This window comes from Blastococcus sp. SYSU DS0973, assembly GCF_054051055.1.
Genome location: NZ_JBJHAN010000001.1, coordinates 111,562 through 136,085 on the forward strand (window position 1 = coordinate 111,562; position 24,524 = coordinate 136,085).

Annotated in this window: 21 protein-coding genes; 10 read left to right on the plus strand and 11 right to left on the minus strand. The window is 73.2% G+C overall.

From position 1 onward, the window contains the following. Positions 1–53 precede the first annotated feature (53 nt). A protein-coding gene (locus ACI791_RS00555) for an IS5 family transposase (RefSeq protein ID WP_456584805.1) occupies positions 54–865 on the plus strand; the annotation gives its coding sequence in 2 pieces (ribosomal slippage) (positions 54–393 and positions 393–865; 813 coding nt in all). 90 nt (positions 866–955) lie between these two features. Here the strand turns inward: ACI791_RS00555 and ACI791_RS00560 are convergent. After that, positions 956–1,711: an SDR family oxidoreductase gene (locus ACI791_RS00560; RefSeq protein ID WP_456584254.1), complete on the minus strand. Its 756-nt coding sequence runs from the start codon at positions 1,709–1,711 to the stop codon at positions 956–958. Between the two features lie 294 nt (positions 1,712–2,005). Here ACI791_RS00560 and lipB point away from each other — a divergent pair, with 294 nt between their 5' ends. After that, positions 2,006–2,668: a lipoyl(octanoyl) transferase LipB gene (gene lipB / locus ACI791_RS00565; protein ID WP_456584255.1), complete on the plus strand. Its 663-nt coding sequence runs from the start codon at positions 2,006–2,008 to the stop codon at positions 2,666–2,668. Positions 2,669–2,745: 77 nt separating this feature from the next. Continuing rightward, positions 2,746–3,339, plus strand: coding sequence for a carboxymuconolactone decarboxylase family protein (locus tag ACI791_RS00570; RefSeq protein ID WP_456584256.1), 594 nt, complete (start codon positions 2,746–2,748; stop codon positions 3,337–3,339). A 59-nt stretch (positions 3,340–3,398) separates the two neighbouring features. On the opposite strand, the gene leuS is transcribed toward ACI791_RS00570, so the two are convergent. Beyond that, complete coding sequence (leuS, locus tag ACI791_RS00575; protein ID WP_456584257.1) at positions 3,399–6,302, minus strand: leucine--tRNA ligase; 2,904 nt, start codon at positions 6,300–6,302, stop codon at positions 3,399–3,401. A 509-nt stretch (positions 6,303–6,811) separates the two neighbouring features. Between leuS and ACI791_RS00580 the strand changes: the two genes are divergently transcribed. Further along, positions 6,812–7,966, plus strand: coding sequence for a diguanylate cyclase domain-containing protein (locus ACI791_RS00580; protein ID WP_456584258.1), 1,155 nt, complete (start codon positions 6,812–6,814; stop codon positions 7,964–7,966). A gap of 84 nt (positions 7,967–8,050) precedes the next feature. On the opposite strand, the gene ACI791_RS00585 is transcribed toward ACI791_RS00580, so the two are convergent. Further along, on the minus strand, positions 8,051–8,980 hold the full coding sequence (locus tag ACI791_RS00585; protein WP_456584259.1) for an LLM class F420-dependent oxidoreductase: 930 nt from the start codon (positions 8,978–8,980) through the stop codon (positions 8,051–8,053). A gap of 115 nt (positions 8,981–9,095) precedes the next feature. Between ACI791_RS00585 and ACI791_RS00590 the strand changes: the two genes are divergently transcribed. From ACI791_RS00590 to ACI791_RS00600, 3 genes are all read left to right on the plus strand, one after another. Further along, positions 9,096–10,256 carry a hypothetical protein gene (locus ACI791_RS00590; RefSeq protein WP_456584260.1) on the plus strand — a complete coding sequence of 387 codons (1,161 nt, stop codon included), beginning with the start codon at positions 9,096–9,098 and terminating at the stop codon, positions 10,254–10,256. 80 nt (positions 10,257–10,336) lie between these two features. Continuing rightward, the gene (lipA, locus tag ACI791_RS00595) at positions 10,337–11,323 is read left to right on the plus strand and encodes a lipoyl synthase (protein WP_456584261.1); all 987 of its coding nucleotides are present in this window, start codon (positions 10,337–10,339) and stop codon (positions 11,321–11,323) included. Positions 11,324–11,406: 83 nt separating this feature from the next. Then, entirely contained in the window at positions 11,407–12,249 is an 843-nt protein-coding gene (locus ACI791_RS00600) for a DUF4191 domain-containing protein (protein ID WP_456584262.1), read from the plus strand. An 85-nt stretch (positions 12,250–12,334) separates the two neighbouring features. Here the strand turns inward: ACI791_RS00600 and ACI791_RS00605 are convergent, their stop codons facing one another. Continuing rightward, positions 12,335–12,754, minus strand: coding sequence for an RDD family protein (locus ACI791_RS00605; protein ID WP_456584263.1), 420 nt, complete (start codon positions 12,752–12,754; stop codon positions 12,335–12,337). A 191-nt stretch (positions 12,755–12,945) separates the two neighbouring features. On the opposite strand from ACI791_RS00605, the gene glnA reads away from it, so the two are divergent. Then, complete coding sequence (gene glnA, locus ACI791_RS00610; RefSeq protein WP_347060178.1) at positions 12,946–14,382, plus strand: type I glutamate--ammonia ligase; 1,437 nt, start codon at positions 12,946–12,948, stop codon at positions 14,380–14,382. A gap of 935 nt (positions 14,383–15,317) precedes the next feature. Here glnA and ACI791_RS00615 read toward each other — a convergent pair. From ACI791_RS00615 to ACI791_RS00635, 5 genes are all read right to left on the minus strand, one after another. Further along, on the minus strand, positions 15,318–15,752 hold the full coding sequence (locus tag ACI791_RS00615; RefSeq protein ID WP_456584264.1) for a hypothetical protein: 435 nt from the start codon (positions 15,750–15,752) through the stop codon (positions 15,318–15,320). Between the two features lie 648 nt (positions 15,753–16,400). Then, entirely contained in the window at positions 16,401–17,285 is an 885-nt protein-coding gene (locus ACI791_RS00620; protein ID WP_456584265.1) for a beta-carotene 15,15'-dioxygenase, Brp/Blh family, read from the minus strand. Between the two features lie 118 nt (positions 17,286–17,403). After that, positions 17,404–18,324 carry a bacteriorhodopsin gene (locus ACI791_RS00625; protein WP_347060176.1) on the minus strand — a complete coding sequence of 307 codons (921 nt, stop codon included), beginning with the start codon at positions 18,322–18,324 and terminating at the stop codon, positions 17,404–17,406. A gap of 61 nt (positions 18,325–18,385) precedes the next feature. Next, on the minus strand, positions 18,386–18,751 hold the full coding sequence (locus ACI791_RS00630) for a DUF1353 domain-containing protein (protein WP_456584266.1): 366 nt from the start codon (positions 18,749–18,751) through the stop codon (positions 18,386–18,388). A gap of 59 nt (positions 18,752–18,810) precedes the next feature. Then, the gene (locus ACI791_RS00635) at positions 18,811–19,659 is read right to left on the minus strand and encodes an SDR family NAD(P)-dependent oxidoreductase (RefSeq protein ID WP_456584267.1); all 849 of its coding nucleotides are present in this window, start codon (positions 19,657–19,659) and stop codon (positions 18,811–18,813) included. Positions 19,660–19,733: 74 nt separating this feature from the next. Between ACI791_RS00635 and ACI791_RS00640 the strand changes: the two genes are divergently transcribed. Both ACI791_RS00640 and ACI791_RS00645 read left to right on the plus strand, forming a co-directional pair. Continuing rightward, on the plus strand, positions 19,734–20,747 hold the full coding sequence (locus ACI791_RS00640) for an iron-containing redox enzyme family protein (RefSeq protein WP_456584268.1): 1,014 nt from the start codon (positions 19,734–19,736) through the stop codon (positions 20,745–20,747). A 136-nt stretch (positions 20,748–20,883) separates the two neighbouring features. Continuing rightward, positions 20,884–22,431, plus strand: coding sequence for a methyl-accepting chemotaxis protein (locus ACI791_RS00645; protein WP_456584269.1), 1,548 nt, complete (start codon positions 20,884–20,886; stop codon positions 22,429–22,431). A gap of 69 nt (positions 22,432–22,500) precedes the next feature. Here ACI791_RS00645 and ACI791_RS00650 read toward each other — a convergent pair whose 3' ends face one another. Both ACI791_RS00650 and ACI791_RS00655 read right to left on the minus strand, forming a co-directional pair. Then, on the minus strand, positions 22,501–22,818 hold the full coding sequence (locus ACI791_RS00650; RefSeq protein ID WP_456584270.1) for a CDGSH iron-sulfur domain-containing protein: 318 nt from the start codon (positions 22,816–22,818) through the stop codon (positions 22,501–22,503). 43 nt (positions 22,819–22,861) lie between these two features. Then, positions 22,862–24,418: an AMIN-like domain-containing (lipo)protein gene (locus ACI791_RS00655; RefSeq protein WP_456584271.1), complete on the minus strand. Its 1,557-nt coding sequence runs from the start codon at positions 24,416–24,418 to the stop codon at positions 22,862–22,864. Positions 24,419–24,524: the final 106 nt, after the last annotated feature.

The window sequence follows — 24,524 nt, forward strand, 5'->3', positions numbered from 1 at the left end:
GAATGACCGGCGCCCCTCCTCTGGTCGGCGGGCGACACGCAGAGGCTGTTCTGGTGGTCGAGGAACTGGTGCCCGACGGAGTGTGGGAACGGGTGTGGCCGCTGCTGCCGGCGCCGAAGCCGCGCCGGCATCGTCATCCGGGGCGTCGGCCGGTCGATGACCGTGCCGCGCTGGCCGGCATCGTGTTCATGCTCAAGACCGGAATTTCTTGGAACCAGCTGCGCACCGGGCTCGTCGGTTGCTCGGGTGTGACCTGCTGGCGGCGGCTGCGGGACTGGACCGAGGCCGGCGTCTGGCGGGCGCTGCACCAGGCTTTGCTGGCCGAGCTGCGTGCCAGCGACCATCTGGGTCTGGACCGGTGCGCCGTGGACAGCTCTCACGTCCGGGCGCTCAAAGGGGGGACCACGTCGGGCCCTCGCCGGTTGACCGCGGTCGTCCTGGCTCCAAACACCACCTGATCTGCGACGCCGGCGGCATCCCGCTGGCAGTCACCCTCACCGGCGGCAACCGCAACGACATCACCCAGCTCATCCCGCTGCTGGATGCGGTGCCCCCCATCCGGGTCCGCCGCGGGCGGCCGCGTCGCAGACCGCGCGAGGTCTACGCCGACCGCCGCTACGACCACGACAAGTACCGGCGGATCCTGCGAGACCGGGGCATCACGCCGCGCATCGCCCGCCGCGGCATCGCGCACGGCTCCGGTCTGGGCCGCACCCGCTGGGTCGTCGAGCGCGGCTTCGCCTGGCTGCACGCCCTCAAGCGGCTACGCACCCGCTACGAACGCCGCGCCGACATCCATCTCGGCCTCCTGCACCTGGCCTGTGCCCTGATCTGCTACCGACGACTTCCGGTCCTTGTGGGATGACCTGTTGGAAGGGTCAGCTGCCAGAAACTTGGACTTGGCTCGTCCAGTCGTGTGGACGAGCCGTAGGGCTACCCGTGCACGCTGGCAGCCCTACGGCCATCCCTGCTCGAGCAGTGGGGTGACGGTGACCTCGTTGAGCACCACGTCCGGCGGGGCGGCGGCGATCCAGCTGATCAGGCGGGCGACCTGATCGGGAGCCAATGCGTCGGCGGGCAGGGTCGGCTCAGCAGAGCCGGTCCGATCCTCCGGTGACCAAACGCCCCAGCTCGTGTCCATGGCGCCGGGATAAAGCACGCAGGCGCGGATGCGGTGCGGCTTGCCCTCGGCCGCGAGTGCTTGGGTGAGGCCGGTGAGACCGAACTTGGCGGAGCAGTAGGCCGCGGCATCCGCCCAGCCGCGCCGGCCAGCCACCGAGGACACGTTGACGATGGTTCCGCCGCCGTTCTCGCGCATGTCCGGCCAGACCGCCTTGGCCAGCAAGAACGACGCGCGCAGATTCACCGCGAGCACCCTGTCCCAGGCTGCGACGTCGAGCTCGGCCACCGGACCAGGCACGTCTGTCCCGGCCGCGTTGACCAAGACGTCGACGCGGCCCAGTTCGGCGCGCACCTGGCCTACGGCTCGCTCGATCGCATCGGCATCGGCGAGATCCACCACCGTTGCGCTCGCTCGCACTCCACGGGCCCGGACCTGCTCGGCCGTCTGGTCCAGATCGGTGGACCCGCGGGCCAGTACCGCGACGTCGGCGCCGTCTGCAGCCAGGGCCAGAGCCGTTGCTCGTCCCAGGCCGCTGCTGCCACCGGTCACCAGCGCGATCCGCCCGCGCAGCCCTTCTGACCTGCTCACTTCTGCCTCCGGTCTCGCCGTCACGGCCGCCGGGGACCAGCCTGCCCGCTGCGGGCGACTGCTGCTGGGCAAGGTCGCCGAGAACACAACTCCGAAAGGGCCTGACAAGGCGGCTGCGCACGGCGGGGTGGCGCCCGGTATGTGCATCACCGAGCGGTGTTCACTGCAACCGTCTATGTGCCGTTCACCGGCGGCGCTCGGACAGCATCTACCGGCTGAGTTCGCAATGTCGGAGGCGGCCCCGATCTGCCATGGCTAACTCGCCGTTCTGAAATGAGCTCTTAGGCTGGGCCCGTGGCTGAGCTGCGCGTGGTGCACGCCGGGACCGTTCCCTACGAGGAGGCCTGGGCGTGGCAGCGCGAGTTGCACGCGCAGCGGGTGGCCGGTGAGGTCCCCGACACGCTGCTCCTGCTGGAGCACCCCTCGGTGTACACGGCCGGCCGCCGCACCGAGCCGCACGAGCGGCCGATGGACGGCACCCCGGTCGTCGACGTCGACCGCGGCGGCAAGATCACCTGGCACGGCCCGGGCCAGCTGGTCGGGTACCCGATCGTCGCGCTGCCCGACCCGGTCGACGTCCTGGCCTACGTCCGGCGGCTGGAGGCCGCGCTGATCGACGTCTGCGCCGGATTCGGGGTGACCGCCGGGCGGGTCGAGGGACGCAGCGGGGTCTGGCTGCCGGCCGACGCCCCCGGCAGCGGGTTCCGCCCCGAGCGCAAGGTGGCCGCGATCGGCATCCGGGTCGCCCGCGGCGTGACGATGCACGGGTTCGCCCTCAACTGCGATCCCGACCTGGGCGCCTTCGGGGCCATCGTGCCCTGCGGCATCCCCGACGCCGGCGTGACCTCGCTGTCGGCGGAGACCGCCCGTGATGTGTCGGTGGCCGACGCGCTGCGGCCGGTCGAGGACGCGATGTGCGCGGTCCTCGCCGGCGGCGGGGCCGCAGCGGCGCGCTAGCCGTCTGGGCACGGCCGGAAGACGATCCGGATTCCCTCACCGCTAAGGTAATCGCCCCCCACCCGAGGAGGCCGAGCGTGCCCAGGATCGAGCCGCTGCCGCGCGAGTCGCTGCCGCAGTACGAGGACACCTTCCGCGCCGTGGAGTCCGCGCTGGGCGTCCTGCCCAACAGCACGCTCACCATGGCTCGCCGACCCGAGATCATGGAGGCCTTCGCCCGCCTCAACGCGGTGGTCATGGCCGACGGCACGGTCGGCGGCGTGCTCAAGCAGCTGGTCGCGACCGTCGTCTCCGGCGCCGCCGGCTGCGCGTACTGCCAGGCCCACACCTCCCACGTGGCCGAGAAGCGGGGCGCCGACGCGGGCAAGCTGGCCGCGGTCTGGGAGTTCGAGTTCAGCCCCCTCTTCACGGAGGCCGAGCGAGCCGCCCTGCGGGTGGCCCGTGGCGCCGGGTCGACGCCCAATGCCGTGACCGACGACGAGATGGCCGAACTGCGCCGGCACTTCGACGACGAGCAGGTCGTCGAGATCGTCGCCGTCATCGCCAACTTCGGTTTCCTCAACCGGTGGAACGACACCATGGCTACGCAGCTGGAGCGCTCACCCCTGGCGTGGGCCGTCGAGCGCCTGCAGGACGCGGGCTGGGAGGCCGGCAAGCACGCGGGAACCTGAAGAACTTCCTCCGGGTGGGGGTGCAGCCTCGCCGCACCCCCCACCCGAGGACGGCGGACTCAGCCGAGGACGAAGTTGACCAGGCGGCCGGGGACGGCGACGACGCGGCGGATCGTCGCGCCGTCCAGGTAGCCGGCGATCTTCTCGTCGGCACGGGCAGCCGCCTCCAGCGCCGCGGCGTCCGCGTCGGCGGGCACGGTCACCTGCGCACGCACCTTGCCGTTGACCTGGACCGCGACTCGCACGGTCTCCTCGACCAGCCAGCGCTCCTCGACCTCGGGGAAGGCCGTCCACGCCGATGACTCCTCGTGGCCCAGCCGCGACCACAGCTCCTCGGCCAGGTGCGGGGCCAGTGGGGCGACCATGAGCACCAGGGCCTCGGCCACCGGCCGCGGCACCGGCGACGACGACCCGAAGGCCGACGTCAGGTGGTTGGTCAGCTCGGTGATCCGGGCGATCGCGATGTTGAACCGCAGGGTCGTGTAGCCGTCCCGCACGCCGGCCAGGGCCCGGTGCAGGGCGCGCTGGGTGCCGTCGTCGGGCGCGACGTCCTCGGAGGCGCGGACGGCGCCGGTCTCCTCGTCGACCACGACGCGCCAGATGCGCTGCAGCAGGCGCTGCGAGCCGACGACGGCCTTGGTCTCCCAGGGCCGGGACTGCTCCAGCGGACCGGTCGACATCTCGTACACCCGGAAGGTGTCGGCCCCGTAGGCGCCGATCATCTCGTCGGGCGTGACCATGTTCTTGAGACTCTTGCCGATCTTCCCGTACTCGCGGTTGACCGGGTTGCCCTCGTAGAAGAAGCGCCCGTCCTTCTCCTCGACGTCGGCGGCGGGCACGTAGAAGCCCCGCTCGTCGGTGTAGGCGTAGGCCGAGATGTACCCCTGGTTGACCAGCCGGCGGAACGGCTCCTCGCTGGAGACGTGGCCGAGGTCGTGCAGCACCTTGTGCCAGAAGCGGGCGTACAGCAGGTGCAGGACGGCGTGCTCGACGCCGCCGACGTACAGGTCGACCCCGCCGACGTCGCCGGGCTCCCGCGGTCCCATCCAGTAGCGCTCGAGCTCGGGGTCGACCATCCGCTCGTCGTCGCCCGGGTCCAGGTAGCGCAGGTAGTACCAGCAGGATCCGGCCCAGTTGGGCATGGTGTTGGTCTCGCGGCGATACTTCTTCGGCCCGTCGCCGAGGTCCAGTTCGACCGTCGTCCAGTCGGTGGCCCGCGACAGCGGCGGCTCCGGGGCGGAGTCGGCGTCGTCGTCGGCGAAGGTCTTGGGCGAGTAGTCGTCGACCTCGGGCAGCAGCACCGGCAGCATCGACGTCGGAACGGCGACCGGCCGGTCGTCCTCGTCGTAGACGATCGGGAACGGCTCACCCCAGTAGCGCTGCCGGCTGAACAGCCAGTCGCGCAGCTTGTAGGTGGTGGTCGCCTCGCCCGCGCCCTTGCCCACCAGCCACTCGGTGATCCGCGTGATCGCCGTGGCCTTGTCCAGACCGTCCAGCGAGATCTCGTCGTTGGCCGAGTTGATCATCGGGCCGGTGCCGGTGAAGGCGCCGCCCTCGAACCCCTCGGTGGGCTGCACGGTGCGGACGACGGGCAGCCCGAAGGCCGCGGCGAAGTCCCAGTCGCGCGGGTCCTCGCCCGGCACGCCCATGACCGCGCCCGTGCCGTAGCCGGTCAGCACGTAGTCGGCGATGAAGACGGGCAGCTCCCGGCCGTTCACCGGGTTGACAGCGGTGACGCCCAGCCACACACCGGTCTTCTCCCGGCCGGCGTCCTGGCGGTCCAGCTCGGAGCGGCGGGAGGCCTGCCGCTGGTAGGTGCGCACCGCCTCGGCCGGGGTCGCCGCCCCGCCCGTCCAGCGGGGGTCGGCGCCGTCCGGCCACGCGTCGGCCGTCAGCGTCGCGACCAGCGGGTGCTCGGGCGCCAGCACCATGTAGGTGGTGCCGAAGATCGTGTCCGGCCTGGTGGTGAAGACCTCGATGGAATCTTCACCGGCGGCGAACCGGACCCGGGCGCCGGTCGAGCGGCCGATCCAGTTGCGCTGCATCAGCTTGAGCGAGTCCGACCAGTCCAGCCGGTCCAGGTCGGCCAGCAGCCGGTCTGCGTAGGCGGTGATCCGCATCATCCACTGCTTGAGCGGGCGCCGGAACACCGGGAAGTTGCCGCGCTCGGACCGCCCGTCGGGCGTGACCTCCTCGTTGGAGAGCACGGTGCCCAGGCCCGGGCACCAGTTGACCGGTGCCTCGTGCAGGTAGGCCAGCCGGTGCGCGTCGACGACGGTGCCCTTCTCGGCCTCGGCCAGCTCGGCCCACGGCCGGCCGGACGGGTTGGTGCCGGGGGCCGGCTCCCGGGTACCGGCGTCCAGCTCGGCGACCAGCTCGTCGATCGGCCGGGCCCGACCCTTTCCGCCGTCGGCGGTCTCGTCGAACCACGACCCGAAGATCTGCAGGAAGATCCACTGGGTCCACTTGTAGTAGCCCGGGTCGATCGTCGCGAAGCTGCGGCGGTCGTCGTGGTCGACGCCCAGGCGGCGCAGCTGCGCCCGGATCGCGGCGATGTTCGCCTCGGTGGTGATCCGCGGGTGCTGCCCGGTCTGGACGGCGTACTGCTCGGCGGGCAGGCCGAAGGCGTCGTAGCCCATGGGGTGCAGGACGTTGTCGCCGTCCATGCGGCGGAACCGGCTGGTGACGTCGGTGCCCAGGTACCCCAGCGGGTGGCCGACGTGCAGGCCCGCGCCCGAGGGGTACGGGAACATGTCCATCACGAAGTACTTCGGCCGGTCGGCGACCCGCTCGAAGCCCGCGCTCAGCCGGCCGGTCGGGTTGGGCGTGTGGAAGGTGCCCTCGGCCTTCCAGCGGTCCTGCCAGGACAGCTCGATGCGCTGGGCCAGCGCCGGGGTGTACCGGTGCGGGGGGACGCCGTCGCCCGTGGGGTCGGCGCCGGTCTGGCTGGCCGTCTGGCTCATCTGGTGCGCTCCTGGTTCCTCGTGCCGGCGGCGGACATCAAAAAACCCCTCACGCAGGAGGGGTCGCCGTGCTCTCCGATCAGTGCGGGATCAGCACGGCCGGGCAAGAAGGAGCCGCCTGGTCACGGGCCCGAGCCTACCGCCTGCGCGTGCGGTGGCAGCGGACGATCGGCCCCGGTGCCGACGCGGGGCCGGCTCCGCTGTGCGGGTGGGAACCGGCGGCGTCGGTATCCCGCGTTCCCGTTCCGCGACCGATGACCCCGACGTGGCCCGAACAGACGAGGACTCACCGCTCGGGGGCATGCCCGCGACCGGCCGGCTCCTGGTCGCCTGCCTGCTCGCGGTAGGCATGCGCGCCACCGGCCTCGTCGGCCGCCCGGACGGCACGTGGTGGGCCGGCGGGGGCGGTCGTCCTCGCCGTCACCCTGCTGCCCTCGAGCACCTGGACGTCGCCCCGAGCCCGCGCGTCCGGTCCCCGCTCCGGCTCGATCCCGGCTCGTCGTGACAGGGTGCGCGCGTGCGCGGCGCCCGACCTGACGTCCGGAGAAGCGCCTGGTCCGGGGCGCTGTCGCGGCCGTAACGACGGCCTGGGTCACGAGGCCGGGGACGAACTGCTGCGCCGGCTCGGGGCCCGGCTGCTGCCGGAGGTGCGCCCGACCGACCTGCTGGCCCGGCTGGGGGGCGACGAGTTCGCCGTGGTCCTCCCCAGCGGGGACCCGGCCGACGCCGACGAGTGCGCCGAGCGGATCGCCGGGCTGATCCGCCGGCCCGTCGAGATCGCCGGGGTGCGGGTGGAGGTCGGGGTGAGCATCGGCATCGCGCTGGCGCCGGAGCACGCGACCGAGGCCAGCGGCCTGCTCCGCTGCGCGGACGTGGCGATGTACGCGGCCAAGGCCGGTGGTGGCGGCGTCCAGCGCTTCGTCCCCGGCGGTCCGGCCACCGCAGCGCCCGGCCCCGCCGTCCCGCGCCCGCGGAACGGCGGGCTGACGGTCCGCCCGGTCCTCGCCGCCGACGGCCGGGTGGTGGTCGCCGACGCCGTCGCCGGTGCGGGCGACGGCGATTCGGCCGGGACGGCTGTCCTGACCGACGCGGTCGCCGCGGTGGCCCGCTGGTGGACCCGCCACCCGATCCCGGTGCAGCTCACCCTCTTCGCAGGGGACGACGACCCGGCCCGCCTGCCCGACCGGATCGCCGCCGAGCTGTTCCGGACGGGGCTGCCGCCGGCGGCTCTCGTCGTCCGGGTGCGCACCGGCGCTCCGGGCTCCGGGGACGTCGCCGCGCTGCTCGCCGCGCTGCGCCGCAGCGGTGTGGGCACCGCGGTCGACGGCCACGGCCCCGGAGTCCTGGCGCTGACCCGCCTGCGGGACCTGCCGGCCGATCGGCTGCACCTGGACCCGGCACTGGTGCGTGACGTGGTCGCCGACGCCGGCGCCTCCCTCGTCGTCGGCCACACCGTCGCGCTGACCACCGCGCTGGGCGGCACCGTGGTGGTCGACAGCGTGGACGGGCACACCGACGCGGTCCTGGGGCGGCTGGGCTGCCAGGTGCTCCGGGCACCGGGGCCGGGGATGACCGCCGAAGCCTTCGGCGCGTGGCTCGACCACGGGAACGCCATCCCGGCGCCGGCCGGCTCGGCGGGGTCGCAGCCCGCTCAGCCGAGTTGAGCGGCCGGCTCAGGACGACCGGATCGAGTTCCTGCCCAGTTGCTCCCCGGTCGGCCTACGACGGCCTGCTGGCCCGGCACGGGTTCACCGGAGCTGCGGAGCCACCTCGCCGGCCACCAGGTCCAGGTGGTCCAGGTCGGCGAGGTCCAGCACCTGGAGGTACACCCGCTCGGCGCCGGCCTCGGCGTAGCGGCCGAGGGTCTCGACCGCCTCGGCGGGCGTGCCGGCGACGCCGTTCTCCCGGAGCTCGTCGACGTCCCGGCCGATCGCGGCGGCCCGGCGGGCGAGCTCGGTCTCGTCGCGGCCGACGCAGAGCACCAGCGCCGAGCTGTACACCAGCGACGCCGGGTCGCGGCCCGCCTCGTCGCACGCCTCCCGGACACCGGCGAAGAGCCGTGCGTTCTCCGCGGCCGGCATGAACGGCACGTTGAACTCACCGGCGTAGCGCGCGGCGAGCCGCGGCGTCCGCTTCGCCCCCCTGCCGCCGACCACGATCGGCACGCCGCCCTCCTGAACCGGCTTGGGCAGCGCCGGGGAACCCGACAGCTGGTAGTGCTCCCCGTCGTGGTCGAACGTCCCGCCGACCGGGGTGCGCCACAGCCCGGTGAGCACGGCCAGCTGCTCCTCGTACCGGTCGAACCGCTCCCCCAGCGGCGGGAACGGGATGCCGTAGGCGGTGTGCTCGGCCTCGAACCAGCCGGAGCCGATGCCCAGCTCGACCCGGCCCCCGCTCATCTGGTCGACCTGCGCGACGGAGATCGCCAGCGGACCGGGGAGCCGGAACGTGGCGGCGGTCATGAGGGTGCCGAGGCGGATCCGGCTGGTCTCCCGGGCGAGCCCGGCGAGGGTGATCCACGCGTCGGTGGGTCCGGGCAGGCCGTCGCCGCCCATGGTCAGGTAGTGGTCGGACCGGAAGAAGGCGTCGAAGCCGGTCTCCTCGGTGCGGCGCGCGACGGCCAGCAGGTCGTCGTAGGTCGCGCCCATCTGGGGTTCGGTGAAGATGCGCAGCTGCACGGCCGGACGGTAACCGCCGACCACGCCCGATCCCCCACCCGGCCGGGCCCGGGGTGTGCTTACCGGCCGGACCGGGCAGGATGATCGCCACACGATCAACTCGGAGGTGCAGCTCGTGTTCCGCAAGAAGACGCGCGGCGAGGTCATCAGCGCCGAAGTGCAGGAGGGCCTGGCCCACCTGGGGACGGCGGTGACCGAGGCAGGTCGCGCCGCCGCCGAACAGCTCGCTCCACGTGTGGAGGCCGCCCGCGAGGCCGCGGGCCCGGCCCTGGGGGCGGCCCAGCGGGCCGTCGCCCCGAAGGTGGCCGCCGCCATGGCGGTGGCCGCGCCGGCGGTCGCCACCGCCCGTGACAGCCTCGGCCCCCGGGTGGACGCGGCCCGGGACGCCTTCGGCCCCCGGGTCGGCGCCGCCCGCGACGCTCTCGGCCCCCGGATCGACGCGGCACGCGAGGCCCTCGGCCCCCGGGTCGACGCGGCCCGCACTGCCGCGGCGCCCAGGGTCGCCGCCGCAGTGCTGTCGGCGCAGGTGGCCGCGAACCGGGCCGCAGCCGACCTCGCCCCCCGGGTGGAGGCGGCGCAGAAGGCGCTCAGGGAGGACGTCGGTCCGCGGCTGACCGCGGCGCAGGCCGCGGCCCTGGCCTACACGACCCCACGGGTCGTGGCGGCTCGCGACGTGGTGTCGCCCGCACTGGAGAGCGCCCGCGGCACCCTGGTGGCGGGGGTCGACAGCGCGCGCAGCGAGCTGGACGCCCGCCGCGCCGAGCTGGCCGCCGCGGCCGCGGAGTCCACCCGCAAGGCACGGAGGGCCGCGAAGAAGGCCCGCAGGACGGCCGGCAAGAAGCACCGTGACTTCGAGAGGGCGGCGCTGGCCACCGCGACGACGGTCCGGCGGCGGGCAGGCGCGGAGCCGCAGCCCCGGCGCTGGCCGTGGGTGTTCGCTCTGCTCGCAGCGGGTACTGCAGCGTTCGTCCTGCTCCGTCGCAAGAAGGACGACGCGTGGACGCCCGCACCGGCCGGTGACGGCCCGGTGCCCAGCTACCGAGAGGACCCCGTGCCCAGTTCCGACAGCACCTCCGGCAAGACCGTCTCCACCGCGTCGCAGACCAGCGACTCGGCGCCGGCGGAGTCCGACATGGGCGTCCGCGACGCGCAGCTCGTCGAGGGCGACGGTCCCGACTCCGCGACGGAGAACGGCACCGATGCGCCCCAGCCGTTCACCTCGGGCGGCGGCTCCGACCAGGGCCCCACCGCCGGGCCGGCCGACAAGCAGGTCTGAGCGGCAACAGCTCGCACGCCGCAGCCCCCGTCGCCCGGCGCGACGGGGGCTGCGGCGTCTTCGCGAGTACGGTGGGGATCATGAGCGAGGCACCGCCGAGGACCCCTGAGCCGACCACCGTCCAGGACTCCCGGATCGAGCCCGCCGGCCGCAAGCTGCTGCGCCTCGAGGTGCGCAACAGCCAGGTGCCGATCGAGCGCAAGCCGGAGTGGATCAAGACCCGGTTGAAGACCGGCCCCGAGTACACCGAGCTGAAGTCGCTGGTGCGCCGCGAAGGCCTGCACACCGTCTGCGAAGAGGCCGGCTGCCCCAACATCTACGAGTGCTGGGAGGACCGGGAGGCCACCTTCCTCATCGGGGGCGACCAGTGCACCCGGCGGTGCGACTTCTGCCAGATCGACACCGGCAAGCCGGCCGACTTCGACGCCGACGAGCCGCGGCGCGTGGCGGAGAGCGTCGCCACGATGGGCCTCAAGTACGCCACCGTGACCGGCGTCGCCCGCGACGACCTGCCCGACGGCGGGGCCTGGCTCTACGCCGAGACGGTGCGCCAGATCCACGCCGCCCTCCCGGGATGCGGCGTCGAGCTGCTCATCCCCGACTTCAACGCCGACCCCGCGCAGCTGGCCGAGGTGTTCTCCTCCCGGCCCGAGGTCCTCGCGCACAACGTCGAGACGGTGCCGCGGATCTTCAAGCGCATCCGCCCGGGCTTCCGCTTCGAGCGGTCGCTGGCGGTCATCACCGCCGCCCGTGAGGCGGGCCTGGTCACCAAGTCCAACCTGATCCTGGGCATGGGCGAGGAGCCGCACGAGGTCGTCGAGACCATGCAGGCGCTGCACGACGCCGGCTGCGACCTGCTCACCATCACCCAGTACCTGCGCCCCTCCCCCCGGCACCACCCCGTCGTCCGCTGGGTCAAGCCCGAGGAGTTCGTCCAGTTCCAGGAGGACGCGCAGGCGATCGGCTTCCCGGGCGTCCTGGCCGGGCCGCTGGTGCGCAGTTCCTACCGCGCCGGACGGCTCTACCAGCAGGCGATCGAGGCCCGGAAGCTCGCTCCGCAGGTCTGAGATCGAGCCCCGATCCGCCGCAGCGGCCCGCCACGACCATGCGAGTGGCGGGGAGCAGCGGATCCCTTCACTATCCTGGGGCCATGGCACGCAGCAAGTCCTCTGACCCCACCGCTCCGCGCGGCAACGCCGGGCGCGCCCCGAAGGACGGTGGGCGCAGCCGGACCTCGGGTGCCACCGCCTCCGGCGCCTCCGCCTCCGGCAAGGCGCCGAAGCTGGACAGGAAGGGCCGGCCCAAGGCAGGCCGGCTGAAGAAGATCCGCGACCAGGGCCGCATGATCAAGCAGGCCTACGGCCTGACGCGGAAGAACGACCCGAAGCTGCCCTGGGTCATGCTCATCTGGTTCGTCGCGGTCGCCGCGGTCGTCGAGCTGATCGGCATCCTGCTCAGCGCGCCGTTCATCGTCCTCCCGCTGGCCCTGATCGCCGGTGCCCTGGCCGCGCTGATCGTGTTCGGCCGTCGCGCCCAGGGCTCGGCCTACCGGCAGGTGGAGGGCCAGCCCGGTGCCGCCGCGTGGGTGCTCGAGGGCATGCGGGGTGACTGGCGGGTCAGCTCCGGCGTCGCCGGCAGTCCGCAGCTGGACGCCGTGCACCGGGTGCTGGGCCGGCCGGGGATCATCCTCGTCGGCGAGGGCTCCCCCGGCCGGGTGCGCGGGCTGATCGCGCAGGAGAAGAAGAAGATCGCCCGCGTGGTCGGCGACACCCCGATCTACGACGTGGTCGTCGGCGACGACGAGGGCCAGGTGCCGCTCAAGAAGCTCAGCACCCACGTCATGAAGCTGCCGCGCAACCTCAGCGCCGCCGAGGTCAACTCGCTGGGCCGGCGGATGAGCGCGCTGGGCGGCCCGCGCATGCCGGTCCCCGGTGGTCCGCTGCCCGGTGGCCGCCAGATGTCGGTCAGCCAGCGCCAGGTCCGCCGCCGCTGACCCCACCCGCTCGCCCGAAAGGCCCCGTCCGACTCGGACGGGGCCTTTCGCCGTCCCGGCGAGGCGCGAGTGCGCGGGCGCCTCCTCAGTCGAGGACGACGGCGGTGCCGGTGAGCCGGTCGTGCAGGCCGCGGCCGTCGGCGTCGACCAGCAGGGCGGGCACCAGCAGGATCAGCAGGGCCGTCCGGACGACGGCGCGCCACGGGGCCAGCCGCGCTCCCGGCCGGGGATGGGCCAGGCGCATGCCGAGCGCCCGGTGCCCGGGCGTCTGACCGAACAGCACCAGGGTGACGACGGTGAGGACGCCGAACACCACGAGGCTCCAGTTGCCCGGGCCGGAGGGGGCGGTGATCGCCCAGGCGATCACCGCCGAGCCGATCGCGTCGACGACGTAGCCGCCGACGCGCCTGCTGAAGGGAGCCAGCGAGCCGGGCCCGGAGGAGGGCAACCCCAGGGAGGCGCCCCGGTCCGGAGCCTGAGAGGGTTGTCCGGCATCGCCGACCATGACCACCAGCGTAGTAAGAGGACCCACTGCAGGCCCCACCACTCGCACGCTCGCGGTGGGGCCCTGCAGGGGGCCGCGTGGCCTGCGACACGCCCACGCCGTTGTTACCGCCCCGAAACACTCGAGACACGGCGGGGCAACTCCCCGCTCGTAGCGTGCCGTTCAGCCGTCCGCCCACACCCGGAGGATCGATGTTCACCAGTCCCGACGAGGTCGCCGCCTACATCCGCGACAACGACGTCGAATTCGTCGACGTCCGCTTCTGCGACCTGCCCGGCGTCATGCAGCACTTCACCATCCCTGCGTCGACGTTCGGCGAGGACACCTTCAGCGAGGGCCTCGGCTTCGACGGCTCCTCGATCCGCGGGTTCCAGGCGATCAACGAGTCGGACATGCTGCTGCTGCCCGACGCCAACAGCGCTTTCGTGGACCCGTTCCGCAAGCACAAGACGCTGAACGTCAACTTCTTCATCCACGACCCGATCACGCGTGAGGCCTACAGCCGCGACCCGCGGAACGTGGCGAAGAAGGCGGAGGCCTACCTGGCCGCCAGCGGCATCGCCGACACCGCGTACTTCGGCCCCGAGGCCGAGTTCTACGTCTTCGACTCGATCCGCTACGACACGGGGATCAACGAGGGCTACTACCACATCGACTCGGTCGAGGGCTCCTGGAACACCGGCTCGCCGACCGGCGAGAACGGCGTCGGGCCCAACCGCGGCTACAAGGCCCGCCCCAAGGGCGGCTACTTCCCGGTCGAGCCCTACGACCAGCAGAGCGACCTGCGCGCCGACATCATGCAGAACCTCATCGGTGTGGGGCTCGAGCTCGAGCGCGGGCACCACGAGGTGGGTACCGGCGGTCAGGCGGAGATCAACTACAAGTTCGACACGCTGCTGCGCTCGGCCGACAGCCTGATGCTCTTCAAGTACGTCGTGAAGAACACCGCCTGGGCCGCCGGCAAGACCGCCACCTTCATGCCCAAGCCGCTGTTCGGCGACAACGGCTCCGGCATGCACTGCCACCAGAGCCTCTGGAAGGACGGGCAGCCGCTCTTCCACGCCGAGACCGGCTACGCCGGGCTGTCCGACACCGCCCGCCACTACATCGGGGGCCTGCTGGCCCACGCCCCGTCGCTGCTGGCGTTCACCAACCCGACGGTGAACAGCTACCACCGCCTGGTGCCCGGCTACGAGGCCCCGATCAACCTGGTGTACTCGGCCCGCAACCGCTCGGCCTGCTGCCGCATCCCGATCTCCGGCGACAACCCCAAGGCCAAGCGCATCGAGTTCCGGGTGCCCGACCCGTCGGCCAACCCGTACCTCGCCTTCTCGGCGATGCTGATGGCCGGCCTCGACGGCATCAAGAACAAGATCGAGCCGCCGGCCCCGGTGGACAAGGACCTCTACGAGCTGCCGCCCGAGGAGGCCCTGGGCATCGACAAGGTGCCCGCGTCGCTGGACGCCGTCCTCGACCGGCTCGAGGTCGACCACGAGTACCTCATCGACGGCGGCGTCTTCACGCCCGACCTGATCGAGACGTGGATCGAGTACAAGCGGGAGAACGAGATCGACCCGATCCGCCTGCGCCCGCACCCGCACGAGTTCGCGATGTACTACGACATCTGAGCCCCACTTTCCGCTGGCCCTAGGGTTCGCCCGCAGGTCAACGTCGTAGTACGCACAGAGTCCGCACGAGCCGCCCAAAACTGCACCGCCGGCGGCTCGTGCGGACTCGTCGCTGTCGGGCCGCACGTGCCCGTAGGTGTGCAGCGTCGTCTTTCCGCTTCCGTGCCGGAGTCGGTGCTGAACCGTGGGAGTGCCGCCCGGCGGCGTCTGCCCCGCCCGCGCCGAGTGCCTGGCCTACGCGGTGGCCAGCAACGAACGGGCCGGGCTGTGCGGCGGGCTGATGCCGGCCCAACGGAAGACCACACTGCCCGGCATCGCAGCCTACAGATCCGACGCTGGCTGCCCCAGGTCGATCTCCAGAGCGCATTCAAGGCGCCCGTTCGCCCTGCCCCGTCTTCGACGACCGCTCGACCTGAACGACGGCCCGCTTCGCCTCAGCGCGGCACTGGGGGCTGTTGCGGACCATCTCCCCATGGAGCGCGTGTCCTCGCCGGCGGGACTCCACTGCTCACTGCTTTCTGGCTCGAGTCGCCGCGGCAGGGGTTCTTCCCAGGATTCCGGGCGAGTGATCCGGAATGTCTGGCCGTGTTCGTCTGAAGGTTGCAGGACGTCACGGAAGTCGCTGACGGGCCTGCGCTCACACGATGATAGGGAGACGGACTTGGGTGAATGCCTGGGACGTCGTGGCTTCCGTCAGCCCTGTCCAGCGGTCCACGGGGACCGTCGTGCAACCGCGGCCGGTCGGGTTGACGGCTGCCATTCATAGCCCTCACTGCAACCGGGTGCCGCTCCAGATGAAGGTTGCCGCCTGTCAGGCCAGGGGCGCGATGGGCAGCACCAGTCCGAGCACGGCGATGGCGAGGTGGCGCCGTCCAGCAGCCGAGTCTAAGCAGCACTGAGCCCCGCCGACTACGAAGGGGCGGGGCTCAGTGTTGTCAGCGACTTCCGGGAATGAATGCGGTGACCGTGCCCGTGAAGTTCACGACGGTGCCGGCCGAAAAGCCTTCGGCTTCCTCGAGCAGTGTCTCCGTCCCCGAGAAAGTGCAGGTGACCGTCTGCCGCTCTCGGCCGTGCGCGTTGCCGTTGCCCTTGGTCTCGATGGTCGGATCCGTCACCGTGATGGGGTCCCCGCCCGGCGGTTGGGCGGTGAAGGTGAACGGGCCGAATGCGGTCGGAATCAACACGCCGGTCGACCCGATGATGTGGCCTGGTGTGAAGGCGCCATTGCCGCGTACCTCGACGGTGTACGTCTGCCCGTTGCTGCATTCGAGTTCGAGGACTTCAGGTGACGGCGGAGCAGCCGTTGCTGCGGTTGCTCCCCCGACGACGATGGCCGTGGTTGCACAAGCCAGGGTGATTGATCGCCGCACTTCTTCGACCCTTCTCTCAGGCCCCGGCCCGGCGGCCGGGTAGCGGCAGGGAAGCATCGAAGCAACTCAGCGGACAGGGCCATACGGCCCCGTGCGTCCCACGTCGCTGGCGGGTCATCACGGCGCGTCATGCGTGGCTGTCCATGGTGTTGTTTGCTCAGCCCCGGGGCGGCGCTGGCCGTAGGCGGAGGCGCCGGCTGACGGCCGATGTGGACGAGGACGTGATGTCCCGGCGGACCGTGGATGTCGCGCTCGTTCTCCGCGTACCAGCTCCGGCACTGGCGGATAGGGCTTTCGGCGTGTCCCTGGGGCGGGGTCTGGTGGGGCAAGGCCTCGTCTCGGTCGCTACACCGAGACGACATCTGACGAAGCCGGGGGGTAGGCGGTGCCCCTACGGTCTCTGACCGGTACGTGTGCGAAGGCGAAGTCCCCCGGGGCCCGCCTTGCGCACGACCGGAGCCCGCCGGGCGTCTGTGAGGGGAGGCCCTGGGCCCGCTCGAGCCCTGAAGCCGAGCACCGCGTCGGGTTCGCGTCGCCCTTGGGGTGGCCGCAGGCACAGCCGCCCGACGAGCAGTCGCGGACCCGACCGGAAGCGTCCTCCCAGCACGGGACCGCGTCCCTCCGCACGCTCGCTCGTGACATCCAGGCTCAGCTCGTAGAGCCATGCCGCTGCGTGCGGTCCACCCAGGCGACGACGAGGACGTGCGGCAGCGTCAGCGCCGCGAGCAGCGGCAGGTCGGTGGCGACGAGCCCGCGCCAGCCGCCCGCCCAGGACCACAGCACGGCCAGCGCCACCAGCACGGCCGCCGTCGGCACGCCGGCCGCGAGGGCGAACCGGCGCAGCGGCGCGGCAAGCCGCCCCGCGACGAGGTCGGCACCGTTCGCCGGGTCCTCGACCACCACCCGCGCCACGTGCCGCACCGAGTGCCAGGCCCCGAAGTAGACGCCGAAGGCGGCCAGCGGCGGGACCAGCAGGACCACCGTTCCGACGAGAACGGTCTCCGCGGCCTCCAGCCACCGGTGGCGGCGGGCGAGGTCGACTGCGAGCACCCCCGCGGCCCCGGTCAGCACCGCGACGGATGCCGTCGCGGCTCCGGTCGGCACCCCACCCCAGCCGGGGGCCACGGCCGCGGCGAGGGTGGCGGTGTCGCTGCCGGGTGTGCCCAGACCACGGAGCAGCGGCACCAGGAGGACGAGCCCACCGAGCACCAGCGACGCCACCGGCCGCGGCCGGACGGGCCGACCGGCGCGCAGATCGGCGAACGCAGTCTCCCCGGTCCCGAAGTGCCATGCCGAGACGAGGACGAAGAGCAGCAACGCGGGGGCGGGCGCCGTCGTGAAGGCCAGGTAGGCAGCGGCGGCCAGACCGGCGTACCCGGCGCCGAACAGCGCCAGCCGCGTCGGCGGCCAGCCGAACCTCCACGCGGGGACGAGGTGGTCCACAGCACCGTGCGGCAGCCCCAGGAGGAGCCCGGCGACCAGCACCGCCGCCGCGCCGGTGCCTCCCCAGCCGCCGGGGGCGACGACCTCCACCGCCAGGACCGCGCCGGCGGCCGCACACGACCACCTGGTCGCTGCACGGGCCGGAGCTCCGAACGGCGCCACGGGGGCGCGCCCGGCCGCTGACGCGGCGCCGCCCCCGGACACACCGTCAGCCGCGGTCGGCGCGGACGTCCCCGTCCCGGACCCGGGCGAGCACCGCCGAGGAGACCCGGGTGAGCTCGGGCTGCACGGCGTCGCTCTTGTGCACGTTGCTCGCCCAGACCGGCTCGGTGTGGGTGTCGACGCCGGCGACGACGTCCTCGGCGGTCCGGAGCTTGGCGACCTTGTGGATCAGCACGCCGAAGCCCACCTTGGCGACGACGTCGGTCACCGAGTAGCCGACCTGCATGGCGGTGAGCCACGCCGGGGTGACGTCGACGAAGACCGGGATCGAGTAGATCAGCGGATAGATGCCGAAGCTGCCGAGCAGGACGATGGTCGCGTTGCGGAGGCTCGTGGCGGCCTCCTCGCCCATGGTGGGCAGGGACGCCCGGACCGCACCGATCAGTGCGACGTAGAGGTAGACGAGGAACACCGTGCTGATCAGGCCCCACACCACCAGCGCCGAGGTGTCGCGGCCCTGGGCGACCACCTGCGACCCCATGTACCCGGTGACGATCATGAGGAAGGCCGCGGCCATGGTCGTGAAGCGCAGGTTGCGCGCCCTGGCGCCGGCGAGGGAGCACACCGCCAGCAGCTCGACCATCAGCAGCGGCACCGTGATCGACCAGTCGATGTAGCGACTGCTGATCGTGTGCCGTGCTTCCTGGTTCGGCACGTAGACGTCGCCCTGCAGCGTGAACCCGGCATCCCAGTTGCTGACCAGCCGGGCGTAGGCGATCGCTGCGACCGCCGCGAGACAGAGGCCGGCGTAGGCCGAGGGGCGGTACCGCGCCGACACCTCCTCGCGGCTGGTGAGCGCGAAGAGGAAGTAGGCGAACAGCGCGAACCCCGCGCCGAGCAGCGCCAACTGCACGACGTCGTAGAGGCCCAGCGGCATCGTCTGCAGTTCAGGGGCCGGCGTGTCCATGCGAACTCCTGGATGTCGTGCCATGGCGACTACCGGGATCGGTCCGCCGTCTCCCCGTCCGCTACCCGGACGCCGCCGGGCCCCTACCCGGGCTCGTCGCCGACAACCGGCCTGGCCGGGTCCGGCATGTCGGGCGGCGGCGTCCACCCGACCGCGGTCGGGCACCACCAGATCGCCGGAGCGGCGCCCGGGCTGGTCGTCGACCACATCCGCGGTTCGGCCAGTCGTGCAGGATCGCCGCGGCCGTGTAGCGGCCGAACCGCGGCACCAGCCACACCACGACGCGGGGCACCGTGGCGAAGTCGGTCACGTACCCGGCGGGCACCACGGACCGGTCGCTGGTGCCGACGTAGACGAGTGGTTCGACGACCGTCCACCCGCGGTCGTCCAGCCGGCGCACCACGACGTCCCCGACCTCGAACGGCACCGCAGCTCCTTCCGTCCCCACCGGCGACGTTCTCCGGAGACCGGCCGATGGCTGGACCTCTAGGGACGGGTCCGGCGGGCGGCCACCCGGGCGGCGGTGGCCCCGATGCGGTCGGCGTACCGCGACAGGCCCGCGTCGAGCAACCGGGCGATCGGGGGCAGCTCCGCCAGCCGGGCGGCACCGGCCCACCGCGGCACCGCCACCGTGCGCGACCGGGGGGCCGCGAGGCACTCGACGATCCGGTCGGCCACGCGCTCGGGGCGGATGCCGCGGGACAGCCGCCCGCGCGCGTCGGCGTCGGAGACCGGGGCGTGCCCGTGGCCACGGGCCAGCCACTCGGTCGACACGAAGAACGGGTTAACGGTGTGCACCCGCACGCCGCGGGCGGTCACCTCCCGCCGCAGCCCCTTCACGAAGCCGTGCACCCCGGCCTTGGTCGACGAGTAGACGGTGAGCGGTGGCACCTGCGACCAGGCGGCGACCGAGGACACCACCACGACGTCGGCCCGCCCGTTCTCGGCCGCCGAGCGGAGGAGGTGGGGCAGCACGAGGCGGCTGAGCTCGACCACCCCGGTGAGGTTCGTGGCCACGATGCCCTCCACGACCTCGCCGGGCATGTCCTCGAGCAGGCCGGCCCACCCCAGCCCGGCGTTGTGGACGACGGCGTCGAGCCGGCCGTGCTCGGCCAGCACCCGGTCGAGGAGGGCGGCCCGGCCACCGGCGTCCGCCACGTCGGCCACCACGGTGGTGACGCCGGGCAGTCCGCCGACCGCCTCCTCCAGCCGGTCGCCGTGGCGGGCGCAGGTGACGACGCGGGCACCGTCGGACGTGAGCCGGACGACGGTGGCCCGGCCGATGCCGGCGCTGCCACCGGTGACGAGGACGACGCGGTCGCGGAGGGAGGTCATGGCCACCTCCTACCCCGGGCGACATCACAACCACCGGTGCATCGTTTGCCCGCCCGCGGGGCAGGTTCACGATCATGCGCCTGCCCGAACCCCGCGGTCCGCTCAGCGACGCGCTCTGCTCCGACCTCGCGACCGGCACCGGCCTCTCGGCGACGACGGTCGAGCGCGCCGCGAGCCTGCCGGCCGACCCGGCCGGGGCCCTGACCGACGACGACCTCCAGCTGGCGCTCGCCGTCTGCTACGAGCTGCACTACCGCGGCTTCGACGGCGTCTCGGAGGACTGGGAGTGGGACCCGGCGCTGCTGCAGGTGCGCGCCGGGCTGGAGCGGCGTCACCTGGCGTCGCTGCGGCTGCTCGTCGGCGAGGTGCCGGTCTCCGGCGCGCCGGTCGACCAGCAGCTCACCGCCCTGATCGCCGCCGACGACGGACCCTCGCTGTCGAGCTACATGGCCAAGACCGGCACCCTCGAGCAGTGGCGGGAGTACCTGACCCTCCGGTCGGTGTACCACCTGAAGGAGGCCGATCCGCACACCTTCGCGATCCCCCGGCTCTCCGGGCGGACGAAGGCGGCCATGGTCGAGATCCAGGCCGACGAGTACGGCGGCGGCTCCGCCGAGCGCATGCACAGCGAGCTGTTCGCCGGGCTGATGCGCGACCTCGGCCTCGACGGCGGCTACGGCGCCCTGTGGGACGGGGCCCCGGCCGTGGCCTTCGCCTCGGTCAACACCATGTCGCTGTTCGGTCTGCACCGGCGCTGGCGCGGCGCGGCGCTGGGGCACCTGGCCACCGTGGAGATGACCTCCTCGGAGCCCAGCCGGCGCTACTCCGCGGGGTTGCGCCGGCTGGGCTTCGACGAGCGGACGACGGTGTTCTACGACGAGCACGTCGAGGCCGACGCCGTGCACGAGCAGATCGCCTCGGTCGACATGTGCGGATCGCTCGTGGCCGCGGAGCCGGAGCTGGCCGGCGACGTCCTCTTCGGTGCCGCGGCGTCGCTGGCCATGGACGGCCTGGCCGCGCGCCACCTGCTCGGCGCGTGGGAGGCCGGCCGGTCCGCCCTGCACCGCGCGGGTGCGCTCGCGGCCTGACGGGAGACCGCCGCCACGGGACCGCCGGAACGCGTCGGTTCCGGGTCAACATCGCCTGTCGCGTGCCGAAACCTGTTCCACGATCAGACCGCGCTACCACGGACGTGGGCGGTCCCGGGTTCAGGTGGAGGACGGCATGCGCAAGCGCGGGATGCGTCGGGTGGCGGAGCCGGTGGAGCAGCCGCGCGACGTCGAAGCTCTGGAGCGTGTCATCGCGACCCTCGACAGGGAGGTCACCAGCGAGCTGGAGGCCCACCGGCGGGTCCTGCACACCCTCGTCGACGCCCTCGCCCTGTCCTACGGTGCCGCCTGGCTGCCCGACGGTCAGGGCAACTTCGTCCTGCAGGTGACCGAGGGCGAGAGCGCCGCCGCCCTGGCCGCGCAGTGGCCGGCGGGCGACGCGATGGCCGAGAGCGCCGGCTACGGGGGCCAGGCGCTGCGCCGTCGCACCCCCGTGCTCATGGACGCCGCCACGCCCGCCGCCGGCTGCCTGCGCTGGGCGACCGCCCAGGCCGCCGGCGCACGGCAGGGGTGCTTCGTGCCCGTCGTCGAAGGCGACCGGGTCACTGCCGTCCTCGAGTGCTACACCCGCAGCACGCTGCCCCTCTTCGGCGGCCGGGCGGAGAAGTGGCAGGCGCTCAGCCGGCTGATCGCGCACGTCCGGCGCAGCTTGCTGGCGACCGCTGCGCTCCGCGAGACCATCGACGACCGGAACGCCGTCACCGAAGTCGTCACCAAGGTGGGCGAGGCCGGGGACGAGGGGTCCGCGCTGCGCATCGCGCTGGAGACCGTCCGGACGGCCTTCGGCTGGGCGTACGGCTCGTTCTGGGCACTCGACGAGGCCGACGACGTGCTGCGGTTCGCCGTCGAGTCGGGCTCGGCCGGCGAGGAGTTCCGCCAGGTGACCCTCGGGGCGAGCTTCGCCGAGGGCGTCGGCCTGTCCGGGCGGGCCTGGCGCAGCCGCGACCTCGTGTTCGTGCGCGACCTGGCGGAGGTCACCGACTGCGTGCGCGCCCCCGCCGCGCAGCGGGCCGGTGTGCGCTCCGGGGTCTGCTTCCCCGTCACCTGCGAGGGTCGCGTGGTCGGCACCATGGACTTCTTCGCGACCGAGACGATCGACCTGTCGGAGTCGCGCGGCTCGGCGCTGCGGAACGTGCAGCAGCTGGTCTCCCAGCGGCTGGAGATCCTCCGCCGGTCCGCGGCCGACCAGGCGAACTCCCGGGAGCTGCTGGAGACGGTCTCCCGGCTGCGCGAGGCCGCCGGCGACGCCGGCCGGGTCGCCGAGAGCGCGGTCACCCGGGCGTCGTCGATGACGACGCAGGTGCAGGCGCTGGCCAGCGCGTCGACCGCCGTCGGCGACGTCATCCGCATCATCTCCACGATCGCCGACCAGACCAACCTGCTGGCGCTCAACGCCACCATCGAGGCCGCGCGGGCCGGCGAGTCGGGCAAGGGCTTCGCGGTCGTGGCCAACGAGGTCAAGGAGCTCGCGCGGGAGACCGCGCAGGCCACCAGCAAGGTGTCCGAGCAGGTCGCCGGCATCCAGGCCGGCACCGAGTCGGTGACCTCGGGCATCCACGCGACCAGCGCGGTCATCGGCGAGCTCGACGCCGTCCAGGCGCGGATCGCCGAGATCCTCGAGGAGCAGGTCCGCATGGCACGGGCGTTCGACGCCGCCCGCTGACCTCGGACGGACGACCGCGGAGCGCCGCCTCCCGCACCGGAATGGGGCGCTGCGCGGTCGTCCGGGCGGTCAGCCCTCCCCGCGCCGCAGCTGTGCCGCTGGGCGCGGCCGGCTGGGCGCGCTGGGCGCGGAGAAGCCCGACCTCTTGTGCGACCCGTCGCAGAACGGCTTGATGCCCGACTTGCCGCACCGGCACAGCGCGATGGTGTCCCGGCCGGGATCGATCTCGGCGCCGTCCTGGTCGACCAGCCGGAAGGTGCCCCGCACCAGCAACGGACCGTCCCGGTAGGGGGTGATGGTGGCGCCGTCGGCACGCCCGACGGCGGGTTCCACCCCGGCCTCGACGTCCTCGGGCAGCTCCGGCCCGACCGGCAGTGATCCCGACACGCCCCCCAGCATGCCCTGCCGTCGTCGGGCTGTGCCCGCCCGGTCAGGCGCCGGGAACCGTGACGGTCCCGATCATGCGGTCGAGCACCTGGACGTTGCGGGCGTAGTCGAACTGCGGCAGGCCGACGGTGTTGACCACCAGGGTGCGCGGCCCGTCCTCGCCGGCGCCGAGGTCGACGACGTACGCGGTCGTCCGCACGCCCTCGGGCCACAGCCCCTCGCCGGCGGACACCCGCTCGACCCGGACGGCACGCCGGCCGTCGACGGTCATCTCCCTCCGGCTCACCTCCTGGCCCGCGCCCGGTCCGGCGACCCGGTCGAACGGGACCTCCTCCACGCGGGCGGTGACCGCACCCACCCGGGCGTCGGTGCCGGGCGGCACGGTGAACGGGTCCGGGGCGAAGCGGGTGCAGGCCGGGACGACGTCGCCCTCGTTGACCGACCAGGACTCCGGATACGCGATCGAGAAGCCGGCCGGACTCTCGCAGCGCTGCGACAGCGCCTCCGGTGCCGCCGGCGCCTCGGCGAGGACGTCGACGACGATCCGTTGCGGCGAGCTCAGCAGGCCGACGGCGAACGGGCGGCGCTCGTCCAGCCCGGCGAAGAACGTGTGGCGCCCCTCGAAGAGCGTGTCCTCCACGAGGGCCTGGAGCACCGCGGCCCCGGCGATCTCCTGCTGGGCCGTCCCCTCCCAGGGCGTCACCCCGGCGGGTGCGTCCCCGGGGAGCGCGATGTTTGTCAGCGTGATCCCCAGGGTGGCGTCCCCGGGCACGGGCACCGGGGCGCCCGACCCCTGGGCCTGCGGCTGGTCGGTGTAGGCCACCTGCCAGCCGGCCTCCCCCTCGCCGGCGAGCTCGAACTCGATGCGGTCGAACCCCTCGTGGGCGCCCAGCCGCACGTCGGTCAGCGTCACCGGCGGGCCGTCGCCGGCGGCGATGGAGTCGGCCGTGCCGCCCTCGGCGACCGGCCGCAGGTCCACGGCCGGCCTGCCGTCGGCGGCGTACAGCACGTCGACGACCAGGCGCGCCGGGTCGGAGAACGCGGCGACGCCGAAGGGGACCCGCTCCCGCAGGCCCAGCGTCCACGCCAGCTGCGCCTCGGCCTCACCGGTCGCGACCAGCTCGGCGGCGACGGCGCCGTCCGGGATCGCGATCCGGTCCGGCCCGTCGTAGACCTGCTCGGGGCTGTCCCCGGACAGGTCGACCGTGCCGGCCGGAGCGGTCCGGATCTCCAGGAACGCCGCCCCGTCGACCTCCACCGGCCGTCCCGAGGCGTCGTGGGTCACCGGCGGTTCGACGTAGGACACGCGGTAGCCCGGCACCGAATCAGCGTCGAACTCGAGGACGACCCGGTCGAAGTCCTCATACCCGGCGACCTCCACGTCGGTGAGGTGGGCGACGGCCCGGTCGGCGTCCGGGAAGCCGCCGCCCTGCACGGCGGCGGTCCCCGGGTCACTGACCGGCTCGACGGCGCGGTCCTCCGCCGGCGCCGTCGCGGTCGCCGACGCGGTCGGGCCGGCGTCCGCCGGCGAGCCGTCGTCGGCGGTGCAGCCGGTGAGGACCAGGGCCGCGCAGACTCCGGCGGCGGGGAGGAGGCGCATCGCACGTCCTGCCTTGGGGATCGGGGACAGGGCTCCCCGTTCCGTTGCCGTTCCCGGCCGCGCCCAACCGCGCACGGCGGAACGCCACCGGATCGTCATGCGCGTC

Coding starts and splice junctions, on each gene's coding strand:
- ACI791_RS00605 (WP_456584263.1), bottom strand. CDS start 12,754: ATGGTCGGCGATGCCGGACAACCCTCTCAGGCTCCGGACCGGGGCGCC.
- lipA (WP_456584261.1), top strand. CDS start 10,337: ATGAGCGAGGCACCGCCGAGGACCCCTGAGCCGACCACCGTCCAGGAC.
- ACI791_RS00600 (WP_456584262.1), top strand. CDS start 11,407: ATGGCACGCAGCAAGTCCTCTGACCCCACCGCTCCGCGCGGCAACGCC.
- ACI791_RS00645 (WP_456584269.1), top strand. CDS start 20,884: ATGCGCAAGCGCGGGATGCGTCGGGTGGCGGAGCCGGTGGAGCAGCCG.
- ACI791_RS00640 (WP_456584268.1), top strand. CDS start 19,734: ATGCGCCTGCCCGAACCCCGCGGTCCGCTCAGCGACGCGCTCTGCTCC.
- ACI791_RS00635 (WP_456584267.1), bottom strand. CDS start 19,659: ATGACCTCCCTCCGCGACCGCGTCGTCCTCGTCACCGGTGGCAGCGCC.
- ACI791_RS00655 (WP_456584271.1), bottom strand. CDS start 24,418: ATGCGCCTCCTCCCCGCCGCCGGAGTCTGCGCGGCCCTGGTCCTCACC.
- leuS (WP_456584257.1), bottom strand. CDS start 6,302: ATGAGCCAGACGGCCAGCCAGACCGGCGCCGACCCCACGGGCGACGGC.
- ACI791_RS00625 (WP_347060176.1), bottom strand. CDS start 18,324: ATGGACACGCCGGCCCCTGAACTGCAGACGATGCCGCTGGGCCTCTAC.
- glnA (WP_347060178.1), top strand. CDS start 12,946: ATGTTCACCAGTCCCGACGAGGTCGCCGCCTACATCCGCGACAACGAC.